General features: G+C 49.7%; 12 protein-coding genes, 1 tRNA gene and 2 pseudogenes. 10 read left to right on the top strand and 5 right to left on the bottom strand.

From position 1 onward, the window contains the following. The first annotated feature begins 1 nt into the window (after nucleotide 1). The 7 genes and pseudogenes from CG67_RS02215 (at nucleotide 2) to CG67_RS02190 (ending at nucleotide 2,846) form a co-directional block, all read left to right on the top strand. Nucleotides 2–250 (top strand): bacteriocin immunity protein, encoded by a 249-nt coding sequence (locus tag CG67_RS02215; RefSeq protein WP_025901351.1) that lies wholly within the window; start codon nucleotides 2–4, stop codon nucleotides 248–250. A gap of 8 nt (nucleotides 251–258) precedes the next feature. Next, a pseudogene (locus CG67_RS18710) lies at nucleotides 259–333 on the top strand (HNH endonuclease); the annotation flags it as partial. Nucleotides 334–342: 9 nt separating this feature from the next. Continuing rightward, the gene (locus CG67_RS02210) at nucleotides 343–600 is read left to right on the top strand and encodes a bacteriocin immunity protein (protein WP_025901350.1); all 258 of its coding nucleotides are present in this window, start codon (nucleotides 343–345) and stop codon (nucleotides 598–600) included. A 214-nt stretch (nucleotides 601–814) separates the two neighbouring features. Next, nucleotides 815–1,741, top strand: coding sequence for an S-type pyocin domain-containing protein (locus CG67_RS02205; protein ID WP_025901349.1), 927 nt, complete (start codon nucleotides 815–817; stop codon nucleotides 1,739–1,741). Then, a complete protein-coding gene (locus CG67_RS02200) occupies nucleotides 1,738–2,205 on the top strand; it encodes a DUF6392 family protein (protein WP_025901348.1) in 468 nt (155 codons plus the stop codon). The genes CG67_RS02205 and CG67_RS02200 overlap by 4 nt, the downstream gene beginning before the upstream one ends. A 52-nt stretch (nucleotides 2,206–2,257) precedes the next feature. Further along, nucleotides 2,258–2,515: a bacteriocin immunity protein gene (locus CG67_RS02195; RefSeq protein WP_025901347.1), complete on the top strand. Its 258-nt coding sequence runs from the start codon at nucleotides 2,258–2,260 to the stop codon at nucleotides 2,513–2,515. Nucleotides 2,516–2,600: 85 nt separating this feature from the next. Continuing rightward, entirely contained in the window at nucleotides 2,601–2,846 is a 246-nt protein-coding gene (locus CG67_RS02190; protein ID WP_025901346.1) for a bacteriocin immunity protein, read from the top strand. Nucleotides 2,847–2,942: 96 nt separating this feature from the next. Here CG67_RS02190 and CG67_RS17800 read toward each other — a convergent pair. From CG67_RS17800 to CG67_RS02175, 4 genes and pseudogenes are all read right to left on the bottom strand, one after another. Next, nucleotides 2,943–3,062, bottom strand: a pseudogene (locus CG67_RS17800) (transposase); the annotation flags it as partial. Between the two features lie 167 nt (nucleotides 3,063–3,229). Next, a tRNA-Asn gene (locus CG67_RS02185) sits at nucleotides 3,230–3,305 on the bottom strand. A gap of 198 nt (nucleotides 3,306–3,503) precedes the next feature. Further along, nucleotides 3,504–4,895, bottom strand: coding sequence for an NAD-dependent succinate-semialdehyde dehydrogenase (locus CG67_RS02180; protein WP_025901345.1), 1,392 nt, complete (start codon nucleotides 4,893–4,895; stop codon nucleotides 3,504–3,506). Nucleotides 4,896–5,213: 318 nt separating this feature from the next. Further along, a complete protein-coding gene (locus tag CG67_RS02175) occupies nucleotides 5,214–6,308 on the bottom strand; it encodes a YncE family protein (RefSeq protein WP_025901344.1) in 1,095 nt (364 codons plus the stop codon). A 401-nt stretch (nucleotides 6,309–6,709) separates the two neighbouring features. Between CG67_RS02175 and fhuE the strand changes: the two genes are divergently transcribed. The 3 genes from fhuE (at nucleotide 6,710) to CG67_RS02160 (ending at nucleotide 10,478) form a co-directional block, all read left to right on the top strand. Then, nucleotides 6,710–8,926: a ferric-rhodotorulic acid/ferric-coprogen receptor FhuE gene (fhuE, locus tag CG67_RS02170; protein ID WP_025901343.1), complete on the top strand. Its 2,217-nt coding sequence runs from the start codon at nucleotides 6,710–6,712 to the stop codon at nucleotides 8,924–8,926. A gap of 891 nt (nucleotides 8,927–9,817) precedes the next feature. Further along, nucleotides 9,818–10,171, top strand: coding sequence for a type II toxin-antitoxin system RelE/ParE family toxin (locus CG67_RS02165; RefSeq protein WP_025901342.1), 354 nt, complete (start codon nucleotides 9,818–9,820; stop codon nucleotides 10,169–10,171). 4 nt (nucleotides 10,172–10,175) lie between these two features. Beyond that, complete coding sequence (locus tag CG67_RS02160) at nucleotides 10,176–10,478, top strand: helix-turn-helix domain-containing protein (RefSeq protein WP_025901341.1); 303 nt, start codon at nucleotides 10,176–10,178, stop codon at nucleotides 10,476–10,478. 211 nt (nucleotides 10,479–10,689) lie between these two features. Here the strand turns inward: CG67_RS02160 and CG67_RS02150 are convergent, their stop codons facing one another. After that, nucleotides 10,690–12,114 (bottom strand): gamma-aminobutyraldehyde dehydrogenase, encoded by a 1,425-nt coding sequence (locus tag CG67_RS02150; RefSeq protein WP_025901339.1) that lies wholly within the window; start codon nucleotides 12,112–12,114, stop codon nucleotides 10,690–10,692. Nucleotides 12,115–12,220 lie beyond the last annotated feature (106 nt).

Below are 12,220 nucleotides of genomic sequence, written 5' to 3'. Positions count from 1 at the left end.
AATGAAAAAAATTAGTGATTATACTGAGCAAGAATTTTTGGATTTTGTTCGTAATTTATTTGATGTCAGTAACACTACAGAAGCAGAAGATATAAAAAATATCCTTGAGTTTAAACGATTGACTGAACATCCTGATGGCTCGGATCTTATTTACTATCCGAGTGAAAATCGTGAAGATAGCCCCGAAGGCGTTGTTCAGGAAGTCAAAGAATGGCGTCAGGTGAATGGTAAATCGGGCTTTAAGAGTTAGGCCAAGGCGGCGAAGTCTATAATGTTGATAACATGGGAGTTACAACACCCGGGCGGCATATTGATATTCATTCTAATAAATAAGGGGGCTATTTGAATAATAAAAAATCTATTTCTGATTATACCGAGCAGGAATTTTTAGCACTGGTTAGTAGGGTTTACAATGCTGAAGGAGAAAGCGAAGAAGAAGATGTAAATAATCTTTTGGAATTTGAATGTCTATGTGAGCACCCGGAAGGTTCCGACCTGATTTATTATCCACGAGAAGGCCGCGAAGATAGTCCCGAAGGGGTGGTCAAAGAAGTCAAAGAGTGGCGTCAGGTGAATGGGAAATCGGGCTTTAAGAATTAGGCTAAGGTGGTGAAGTCTGATTCCAAAGCCGAAGAAGCGAGGCGCTCTGTATCAATGGTGGTTTGGTAATCATGAGGAAGTCGAATACCAGCGGGCAACCGCTGCAGCGACGAGTGCGGCTAATGCTCAGACCGCGGTTAAAGGTGCCAGCATCTTTGGCCTCATTGGTGGCAGTGCCATTACGTCAGGGACATGGGCGGTAAAACCGGGTGAGATGGCTACAGGACTTGGAAGGATTGCTGCCAGTGGCCCCGGTGCGCCCATCGCCGCAGTCGTGATGGGAATGATGCCCGGAAGGCTCAATGACGGTGAGCAGGATTTCATTGACCGTATGCGTCTGGAGCAGATGCGTGAAGCACCAAGCCGTGTGCGTTATACATGGGAGCCGGATGATAAAGGTAATCCGGTTCCTCATGGCTGGCATACGCCACCCGGTAAGGACAGGGTGCGAGTGCGCAGAATGGAGTGGGACAGCTGCCGAAAAGCCTATACGTTCACCACAGAGGAAGATCCGCGTATCACCATCATATGGACGCCGGACAGTTCAGGTGTCAATGTTCCTTCAAATACAGGCAACCGGAATCCGGTAAGGATACCAAATCCGGTAGTGATTGATCCATTGCCGGAAGATACCCGTATTGATGCTACAACCACCCCGGCACCGGAAGAGAAAAGCTTTGCGGATTATATTCTTATTCTGCCATTGCCGTATATTCCACCGATTTATATTTATCTGAGCAAGCCACCTGTTGAGTTTTTGGAGGTGGAACCTTACGATAATTTCAATAACCGTTCACGACAAGGGGAATATCATGCGGATCATATTCCATCAAAAGCGGCTGTGGAACTGTATCTGGAGAGAGAATATCCCGAGTTAGATTCGGATCAAATTAAAGTATTATCAGGTAAAGTTGCTGCTGTTATAGTTCCAGTGGAAGTTCATCGAAAAATCAGTGCGACTTATGGGGGACGTAATCAGACACAAAAGGAACAGGATTCTTATGACCTCCGAACAGCAGCAGATAAAGATTTTGATATTGAAACACCAGCATTAAAAAAGCATGGTGCGACAGATATACAGCTAGAAGAAGCGAGAGCTAAAATTCATAAAATTAATGATGAACTGGGGTTGTACAAATGACAGTAAATGTAGAGAATTTAATTCGCGGCCTGGGGGAAACTTATGAAAACCTACTTGAGGCTGGGATTCTTCCATATAGAACAAAACCGACAGGTGCTCCCGGATCCCCTAATTTAGGTTTGGAAATGGCAAGAGAAGGTATTTTTTTGTCATTCAAACGTACAGGTAGTATTCTCAAAAGCATTACGCTAAGACTTCAGCATGAACCGATGAAAAATTGGGTTTTTCCGAATGAGATTCCATCGCCTTTGCAAAAGCATATGACTCGTCAATGGGTACATGATACTTTTGGTGAACCAGATAATTCTGTTCCCCCGAAAACCGTAATGAAAATAACTATGGGATGGGTTGATAGGTTTGCTATTGAGGATTTTCATATCCCAATAACAATGCAAATTCGTTACGACATGCAAGATAAAGCCGAAGCCGTGACTTTCCTCCCAACTTCAGATCTTCGTTGGTAGTTTTCACTTAAGCGGCATATCGGTATTCACTCAACGAGGCAGAATAAATAATATGGGCGATAAAAAATTATTATCTGATTATACAGAAAGCGAGTTTTTAGATTTAGTTCGTAAAATTTTTAATGCTGAAGGCCTTACAGAAGAGGACGATAATCGCCGGGTCAGGGAGTTTAGGCGACTTGCTGAACATCCATCAGGCTCCGACCTTATCTTCTACCCGGAGGATGGGAAAGATGATAGCCCTGAAGGTATTGTTCAGGAAGTTAAAGAATGGCGTCAGGCGAATGGTAAATCGGGCTTTAAGAGTTAGGCCAGGGTGGTGAGGTCTATAACGTTGACAACTATGGTAGTTACAACACCCCGGCGGCATATTGATATTCATAGAGGTATATAGTTTGAATACTTTAAGCGATTACTCAAGAGGCGAGTTCATTGCATTGATTGCAGAAATCATTAGTGATGAGGGTTCAGAAGCTCATCAGGATGAGCTTTCAGAGCGTTTCATTAAACTGGCAGAGCATCCAGCAGGATCAGATTTAATTTATTATTCTGAGCCGGGGGATCAGACTACACCGGAAGCCATAGCAGAAAAGATTCAACAATGGCGTCAGAAAAATGGTAAATCAGGTTTCAAAAGCTAAGCACGAAACCATAAAAAATTAGTTGGCCTTTTATCTGTCCCTTATAAGAAGCACAGATAACCCACTATGCTGCTTGAGTTCTTCATTCCTATGGCATTTATGGAAACTGGCATTACTCTTGCCATGCATGCGACATAATTTAGGTACCGGAGTACCCGCTTCCGCTTGCTTAAGAATGGCGATGATCTGGCTGTCAGTAAAACGTGATCGCTTCATAGAGATCCCTCTGAATTCAGGTTAGTAGAGAATTCTACTTATGAACACACCGGTTTTTCGGGAGGATTACCGTTTTTACTGAACGAGGGTGAACCTGAAGAAAGGGATAACCAACGGATAAAAAGCAAAAAACCCGCTTAAGTTTCCTTAAGCGGGTTTCTTAAATATGGCTCCTCTGACTGGACTCGAACCAGTGACATACGGATTAACAGTCCGCCGTTCTACCGACTGAACTACAGAGGAATCGTCGTGAAGACGGGGCGAATAATAACGAGGCAGTGCAGGGTTGTCAAAGATGTTTTTCGTCCGGGGTCTCTGTTTGACGATAAAAGAGACAAACCTGCGAAAAAAGAAACAGTTCGGAGAAAAAATATGCCGCTAAATATGAAAACTCCCGGTCTGGCCGGGAGTCGGAAGTTTACCTGTCAGCGTACCCGCCGGTCAGAACGGTGCATCAATATCCACCACATCGATCAGTTTATGGTTAACAAACTCTTTTAGTCCCAGGCCGAGTAATTCACGGCCATACCCTGAGCGTTTCACGCCGCCGAACGGCAGATCGGCTTTAACCATGGTCGGGTGGTTGATAAAGACCATTCCGGTAGTGATTTTTTTAGCCAGTGCATATCCGTAGCGGGTATCGGCCGTAAATATTGAGCCTCCCAGTCCGAAGTGCGAGTCGTTGGCAATACGCACAGCATCTTCGTCGTCTTTAGCTTTAATAATCATTGATACCGGGCCAAAGAACTCTTCATACCAGGCGGGGTTATCCGGTGTCACGTTGGTCAGTATTGTCGGCTGAACAAAAGCGCCTTGCTGCGGTACTTTCTCACCGACTTCAGTGGCGGTCGCGCCGTGTTTCACGGCATTTTCAATCTGTTTCCGCACGCCATCCGCAGCCCGCTGCGATGAAAGAGGGGCCAGTTGCGTGCTGCTGTCCATCGGGTCACCGGCTTTCAGTGCAGCGACACCGGCTGTGTATTTTTCCAGGAAGGTGTCATAAATTTTTTCGTTGATGATCATCCGTTTGGATGACACACACACCTGACCGGCATTCCAGTGACGTCCGAACACTGCCCATTTGACGGTCTTATCCAGTTCCGCATCGGCCAGTACCACAAAGGCATCCGTACCGCCCAGCTCCAGGGTGGATTTTTTCAGATATTTTGCCGCTGTCTGCGCCACGCTGGCCCCGGCCTTTTCTGACCCGGTCAGGGCCACGCCGTGCACGCGCGGATCCTTCAGCACATCCTCAATTTTATTGTGGGGCAGGAACAGATTGGTGAATCCGCCGGCAGGCAACCCGGCATCCAGCATCAGTTGCTGAAAGGCTTCGGCACACTGAGGTACGTTGGAGGCATGTTTCAGCAGCAATGTATTACCGGCGGCCAGCTGTGGCGCCAGAATTCGGGCAATCTGATAGAACGGGAAGTTCCAGGGTTCGATGGCCAGGATCACCCCCAGAGGCTGGTGAACCAGTACGGCTTTACCTTCCGCCGGGTCAGCGACCGGCAGCGGCTCATCCGCCAACAGCTTGCCGGCATTTTTAACGTAATATTCGAAAATAGCAGCAGATAATTCCACTTCGGCTTCAGCTTCAGCAAGAATTTTACCCATTTCCAAAGTGATGATTTTGGCGAATGTCGTTTTCTTCTCTCGCAGGATATCTGCGGCTTTCTGTAAGACGGGCACGCGTTCTGTGATGGAGAGTTCACGCCATTGTTTAAAGGTTTCATCGGCGCGGGTGATTGCGGCAGCGATGTCGCTGTCGGTTGCGTCCGCAAATGTTTTGACTGTTTCACCGGTGTAAGGATTAATGGTTGAAAATGGCATAAAGCGTACCTTCTGTTAGCCGGGCTGGCGTACTGCCTCAGTCCGGAGGGGTATTTTTCCCCGGGTTGTCATTACTCTTTTCTTAAGTGATTTATAAGCAAAGATGACCAAATATTCCAGATGGCACGCTCTATTGGTGCTATAGGTCACATTTTTTCTGTTTTTTCAGGCGATTACCCTTATGATTTTAAAGGGTATGCCGGCCTCTCTTCGGGGACAGAAAAGCCTGTTAAGGTGCAGAGGTATCGGATAATAACGGCAGACCAGGCCGGCCTGCCGGAAAGGCGGATTATCTTACATTCCCGTGGACTGACGGACTCAGTTCAGGGATATGCGTACAACGCTGTCAGGGCCTTTGGTCGACATATCTTTATTGAAGTCCTGCTTCACGGTGACATACAGGGTATTACCGTCCGGAGAAACCAGCAGACTGTTCGGGTGACTGCTAAACGACCAGTGATGTTTTACGGCATACGTGGTGCCGTCCAGTACCAGCACTTTCTTCGATTCACGCTGGCTGATATAGACCTCGTTGCGTTTTGCATTGAATTTGATACCCAGGGCATCTCCCGGCAGACGTTTAATCACCTTACCGGTATGTTCATCAAAGACCAGAGTCGTTTTTTGTTTTGAATCATCGGTGACAAACAGGCGTCCTGTGGCAGGATCTTCAGCCATATTCAGGAACAAATACGCTTTGCCATCTCCCGCCGTCAGGCGTTTTTCGATTTTATGGCTGTGAGGATTAATGACCAGGATTTCACCGCCACCATTGGCGGCATAGATTTTGTCCGTCAGCGGTGAATAAATGATCCCGGTGACCCATTTACCGGCATTTTTGATTCGGGTCTTCAGGCGGAAGGTCCCGGTATCCACGACGGAGATAAAGCCCGGATCGGCTACCGCCCCTACGTATAACTCATTGCCGTGCCATAAGATTTCACGTGCGCCCACGGCATCACCGTCTTTATCTTTACCCCCGAACATCAGGCGCTGCAGCACCTTACCGGTCTGTGCATCGACTTTTGAGACTCCGCCATCCAGCGTATTTGTGGTGTAAAACACCTTGCCTTGCGCATCGGTCGCCATGCCGAAGTTTTTCAGATCGGTGTGAGTTTCGCCGATCACGTTCAGCGTGCGGGGATCAAGGCGGTACAGCACGCCACCGTTCACATTTTTAAAGCTTTGCGCACTGGCGACATACAGAACACCCGCGTCCTGCGAATAGGCCATTTCATACAGCCCGTCGCCTAATTCACGCTGAGTCAGTGACTGATCGACCGGCGCTTTTTCCGTGGCGCTCACGGCCGGTGCTTGTACTTTACCGGCGGGGGCCTGGCAGGCAGTCAGGCCGAAGGTCGTGGCAATAGCAACAGCCAGTGCAGCGTTACGCGCGCTGAATAATGGTCTCATTCTTAGCTCCGGAAGGGGGATAGGCAGCGCTTAGCGCTGACTTTTATTATCGAATTAGTAAAAAGAATGAGAAGCATACGCATTAACTATTGGGAAGTAAATCTTACTCTGCTTCTGGAGACGGCGGGAAACAGGAGTGAGGAATAATCACTACCGGCTCAGCGTTTTACCGGGCCTAAGTTTAAAGAATGCTTCTTGATCAAAAGGATAGATAAAAATGCCTGCGGTTTTTATTACTCGCACACAAATTGTTATATTTAGAAATACAACTTTTTAATATTTCCTGAAAAGAAATAATTATCATTATCCTTATCATTCTTTGTCCGGTGGCAGATGAGGGGCTTCTGCCACCGGGTCAGCATTATAACAACGTCCGTCATTCATCTTTGTCAGGGGATAACATGTCTTGCAATCATCATACAGTGGCAGGAGACAGCATTCTGCCGCTTCACCGTCGTACGTTTCGTGTCTCATTACTGGCCATTGCTGTTCAGTGTTGCCTTACATCACTGACTGTGCAGGCTGCAGAAAGCCCTGCCACACCGGCCACGGAAGGCAATACGTCCGACCTGGTGGTCACCGGAAATCCCGCGGCCGCCGGTAGTGCGAAGAAAACTGATTATACGGTACAGACCACCCGTGCCGGCACAAAGATGCTGATGACACCGCGGGATGTCCCCCAGTCACTCAGCGTGATCACTCAGGCAAGAATGAAGGATCAGGATCTGCAATCCATCGGCCAGGTTCTGGCCAACACCACCGGTGTTTCGGCGGATCTGGTGGACAGTGAACGTTCAGATTATTACTCGCGAGGCTTTAAAATCAGCAGTTTTACCTTCGATGATATCCCCACCTCGGTGAATGATGACTGGAACTTTGGTGATGCCGCTTCAGACACGGCGATTTACGACAGAATCGAGGTAGTACGGGGGGCCACGGGCCTGATGACCGGAGCCGGAAATCCCGCCGCCTCGGTCAATATGGTCCGTAAACAAGCCGACAGCAAAACCTTCACCGGAAATCTGACCGCCAGTTATGGCACCCGGAATAATCAGCGTTATGTGGCGGATCTTTCCGGGCCTCTGAATGCGTCCGGCTCACTGCGTGGCAGGGTGGTGACGGGCTATCAGGATCAGGACAGCTGGCTCGACCGCTATCATAAAACCAGTAAGTTCTTTTACGGCGTGGCAGAGGCTGACCTCAGTGAACGGACAACGCTCTCGCTGGGCTATGATTATAATGATACCGAAACCGGTAACCCGACCTGGGGGGGCTTGCCGGATTTCTACAGCAACGGTGACTTAACGCATTATCGCCGCAGTCTCAACTCTGCCGCTGACTGGACGCGTTATAACACCAACTCGCACAAGCTGTTAGCCAATCTGGTGCATCATTTTGATAACGGCTGGATATACCGTATCAACGGCACACATGCGATCAGTACCTTTAATGACAAACTGCTGGATGTGATGACCTACCCGGATGAGGATACAGGGGAAGGTGCGACCGGTTTTGGTAGTAAGGATCGCGGACACCGTTCCCTGGACTCGGTCGATACCTATGCCAGTGGACCGTTCAGTCTGCTGGGGCGTGAGCATCAGTTAATGGCAGGGATCAGCTATAGCCGTCAGCATAATGCCACTTACAGTCAGGACGGCATTACGGATGCGGATAACTATGATATCTCAGCTGCCGATATGGGGGTGTTTGATAATCACTGGAGCGGGAATATTGGCGAGCCTGAATGGCAAAGCTGGTATGTGAATGCTAATGATATTGTCCGGCAGAAATCGGCCTATACGGCGGCACGATTCTCACTGGCTGACCCGTTGACACTGATCGCGGGTGCGCGTTATACCCAGTGGAGCACCGACGGAACCAGCGGGAATATGGCGAAAAATAATATTACCCCGTATGCCGGCCTGGTCTATGACATCAACGATGCGCTGTCGGCTTACGCCAGTTATACCTCCATCTTCCTGCCACAGACTTACCGGACGGGGTCCGGTCAGACACTGGCTCCGGTGACCGGCAAAAGTTATGAAACGGGTCTGAAATCTGACTGGCTGAATGGCCGGCTGACGGCGACCTTCGCGGTATTCCGCATAGAACAGAACAATGTCGGTCAGGAAGAGAACGGGGTCTACGTCAATAACAGCACCGAACAGGCTTACACCGCGGTTAAAGGCGCCGTCAGCAAAGGGGTTGAGTTTGAGCTTAACGGTGCGGTCACGGATAATCTGGAAATGACGTTTGGCGCGACCCGTTATGTGGCACGCGATGCTGAAGGGCGTTTTAACCCGGAGCAACCACAGACGTCCCTGAAACTCTTTGCCCGCTACCAGGTGCCGGCGTTACCTGATTTAACCCTCGGCGGAGGCGTTAACTGGCAAAACCGCATCTTTGACGATGTGACCGGTGCGGACGGTGAGACCGTACGGGTGTATCAGAGCAGTTATCCGCTGGCGAGTCTGTTTGCCCGCTATCAGTTAACACATCAGGTCTCGGTACAGGCAAATATCAACAACCTGTTTAACCGGACCTATTACAGTTACCTGAACAATTATGTGTATGGTGCCCCGCGGATCGCGTCGGTCAGCCTTTCTTATCAGTTCTGACCGGTGAAAAAAGATCCGGGCCGGAGGGACAATGGCATGGGTTGACATGTGTTCAATCTATCGGAAATCGCGGTGATTGAGCTGACGGCTACCCGATACCTTACGGGGTTCAGAGCCGTCAGCAGTGGTTAAAATCCACAGGTTTCTACCCACAGAACCTCTGGCAATTGATAAGCGGAAGATTCAGCACGCATGAGAGACAGCAGTAAATATCATAAAAGATAAAGCATCAGGCTGTATGAATCAGGCAAATTTGCACAGGTTTGACTGACCTGTAACCATCACGGGTATCGGGTGTCTGAGAACATAATTCAGGAAAAAGATGGAACATTAAAAATAAAGGATTCTGATTCGGGGAAAACGGCCTCTTTCAGACATCCATGCCCGCATAAATCAGAGATCAGAAGGTACAGTCACTCTGTCTGCTGTACCGCCTGACCAGGCTAAAGAGGTATATCAAATACCGTTCTGACGTTCCGGGTCGTGACGAAATCAGTCAGCGGGTTTTCGGTAGGGCTATTGCTTAAAACAGTTTTTTCACCGCCACTCACATTCGCATGATGTTCTCCGGGCAACAAATTCTCCTCAGGGGGACTCTTTGCTTTACAGGCAGCCTGCAACCCGGCGGGTTTTGCCGTTACCGGGAATACCTTTGCCATTCGCAGATTACGTGGCAGTGAAGACTATTTACCAAATGACATCAATTCCTGAACTGATTTTTCGGTACAGATCTCAAAATACTGAATACCGTGCAGGATATTCACAGAGATACCCAAAGACCTCCCCCAGCCTTGCCATAACGATACATGAATCCCTCTTTCTATCACTTTATTATTGTCATTATAGCTTTACACCTATATAGGTCATTGGCTATATTACGCAGGAGGGATTGTGTGGACGATTAAAACAACGGATAGGTTTGATCACTGGTATTCCTCGCTCAATGATACCGACCGGGCTTGCGTGCTTGCAGCCCTGTTGGTGCTGAGGGAAAAGGGGCCGGGTTTGTCCCGACCTTATGCCGATACGCTCAGAGGCTCTCGCTATAGCAACATGAAAGAGTTACGCATTCAGAGCCGGGGGGAGCCCATACGGGCATTTTTCGCTTTTGATCCGGCCCGTGCCGGCATCGTACTTTGTGCCGGAAATAAAGTTGGCAATGAAAAACGTTTTTACGATGAGATGCTCCCGGTCGCAGATCGGGAATTCACCATCTGGTTGAACACAATGAGAGAGAAGGAGTAACGCGATGGGCAGAACGCTGGAGCAGCTTATTGCGGATGAAAAACCTGAAGTCGTGGCCGAAGCTCAGGCAATGGCAACGGACATCCTGCTGAATATTCACCTTGCCGAACTGCGTGAGAAAGTACAGAAAACGCAGGTCGAAATGGCGAAGGCGCTGGGCATCAAACAACCGACTGTTGCCGGTATGGAAAAACCGGGACGCGATCTGAAACTGTCCACGCTTAAACGTTATATCGAAGCCACCGGGGGAAAACTGCGCCTGGATGTTGAATTGCCGGATGGTTCTCACTACGGATTTGTACTGTAAAGAGTGGTGCCCCGCGCAGCGCGTCGGTCAGGCTTTCTTATCAGTTCTGACCGTTATGCTGTGAGCAGTGACGGGAAGGATCCCGCCCCTGTTGCCTGCGTGCGTGCCCGTCCGGTGGGAGGCTACCGGATGAAGGTCGCCGGTCCTTTGCCGGCGGTGAAGCCCGTTGTTTCTGCCGGTCTGGCCCTCGTTATCCGCGGGCCAGCCAGGGTCACGAAATGTCGGTCATAATGTGTTTGATACGGGTATATTCTTCCAGGGAGTAGGCCGATAAGTCCTTGCCGTAACCTGACTTTTTAAAGCCGCCATGCGGCATTTCGGCACAAAGCGGGATATGGTTATTGATCCAGACGGTGCCAAACTCCAGTTCATGACTGATCCTGTGCGCCAGCCGGAGATCCTGCGTCCACACGCTGGCCGCCAGCCCGAATTCCACCTCATTCGCCATTTCGGTGGCTTCTTCTGCGGTAGTAAATGACTGAATGGTCATCACCGGACCGAAAATTTCCTGCTGAATGACTTCATCCTGCTGGCAGAGTCCGGAAATTAATGTGGGTTCAAAATAGAAACCCGGTCCCTCACCGGCCTGCCCACCGGTTTCAATACGGGCATGGGCGGGCAGGCGTTCGATAAAACCACGAACCTGATCACGTTGTCTGCTGCTGTTCAGCGCGCCATAAAAGGCCGAGGTATCTTCCGGTGCCCCATAGCGTAACTGTCCTATCTGCGCTTTCATCGCCTCCAGGAAGCGGGGATAAATCGTCTGCTGGACAATCAGCCGTGTGGCCGCAGTACAATCCTGACCGGCATTGAAAAAGCCGGCAGCACAGATTTTTTCAACAGCCTGTGGAATATCCGTATCTTCGAAGACGATCACCGGGGCTTTTCCGCCCAGCTCCAGGTGTGTCCGTGTCAGGTTCTCTGCGGCGGAGGCAGCGACCTGTTGGCCAGCCCGTACCGAGCCGGTAATAGACACCAGCGCCGCCCGCGGAGATGAAATCACCCGCGAGCCGGTGGCCGCTTTGCCCAGTAAGACATTAATGGTCCCGGCCGGGAAGAACGGTGCGGCGAGTTCGGCCAGCAGCAGAGTGCTCTGTGGTGTGGTATCACTGGGTTTCAGTACCACCGTATTTCCGGCTGCCAGCGCAGGGGCTATTTTCCAGACTGCCATCATAAACGGATAGTTCCAGGGCGTGACCTGGCCGACCACGCCCAGCGGCTCGCGGCGGATCACCGAGTTCATGTCCGGTAAATATTCGCCGGAATTTTTACCCTCCATACAGCGGGCTGCACCGGCAAAGAAGCGGAGAGTATCGCAGGAAGCAATAATCTCTTCCTGCCGGATGAAGTGTCGGAGTTGACCGGTTTCCTGGCTCTGCACAGTGATAATCTTATCGGCATTGTCTTCTATCGCGTCTGCAAGCTGCAGCAATGCCCGCTGGCGTTGTGACGGGGTCGTCTTTTTCCAGATCCGGAAAGCCGCATGCGCAGCATCATACGCAGCGTCCACCTCTGCCTGACCGGCCTGAGGTGACAGTGCATAGACCTCGCCGCTGACCGGGCTGATTAACTCAAAATAGTCAGAGGACGTTTCCGCAGTAAAAGCATGATTGATAAAATGCGATAATTTGCGCACGGTTTCCTATCCTTAATCATAATATTTATTATGTTTTATCATCCGTGAACGGGAATTTATAGCGACAGCATCATACGATTTTTATATGAAAGCAGACCGGTGGAGG

The organism is Tatumella sp. UCD-D_suzukii (genome assembly GCF_000611875.2).
Classification (GTDB): domain Bacteria; phylum Pseudomonadota; class Gammaproteobacteria; order Enterobacterales; family Enterobacteriaceae; genus Tatumella; species Tatumella ptyseos.
The sequence above is the reverse complement of the archived record's forward strand: the minus strand, read 5'-3'. Positions and strand labels throughout refer to the sequence as shown.

Bases quoted from the DNA above. Each gene is read 5' to 3' on its own strand.
- CG67_RS02180 (WP_025901345.1), bottom strand. From the start codon at position 4,895: ATGCCATTTTCAACCATTAATCCTTACACCGGTGAAACAGTCAAAACA.
- CG67_RS02175 (WP_025901344.1), bottom strand. From the start codon at position 6,308: ATGAGACCATTATTCAGCGCGCGTAACGCTGCACTGGCTGTTGCTATT.
- CG67_RS02200 (WP_025901348.1), top strand. From the start codon at position 1,738: ATGACAGTAAATGTAGAGAATTTAATTCGCGGCCTGGGGGAAACTTAT.
- CG67_RS02160 (WP_025901341.1), top strand. From the start codon at position 10,176: ATGGGCAGAACGCTGGAGCAGCTTATTGCGGATGAAAAACCTGAAGTC.
- CG67_RS02215 (WP_025901351.1), top strand. From the start codon at position 2: ATGAAAAAAATTAGTGATTATACTGAGCAAGAATTTTTGGATTTTGTT.
- CG67_RS02195 (WP_025901347.1), top strand. From the start codon at position 2,258: ATGGGCGATAAAAAATTATTATCTGATTATACAGAAAGCGAGTTTTTA.
- fhuE (WP_025901343.1), top strand. From the start codon at position 6,710: ATGTCTTGCAATCATCATACAGTGGCAGGAGACAGCATTCTGCCGCTT.
- CG67_RS02205 (WP_025901349.1), top strand. From the start codon at position 815: ATGGCTACAGGACTTGGAAGGATTGCTGCCAGTGGCCCCGGTGCGCCC.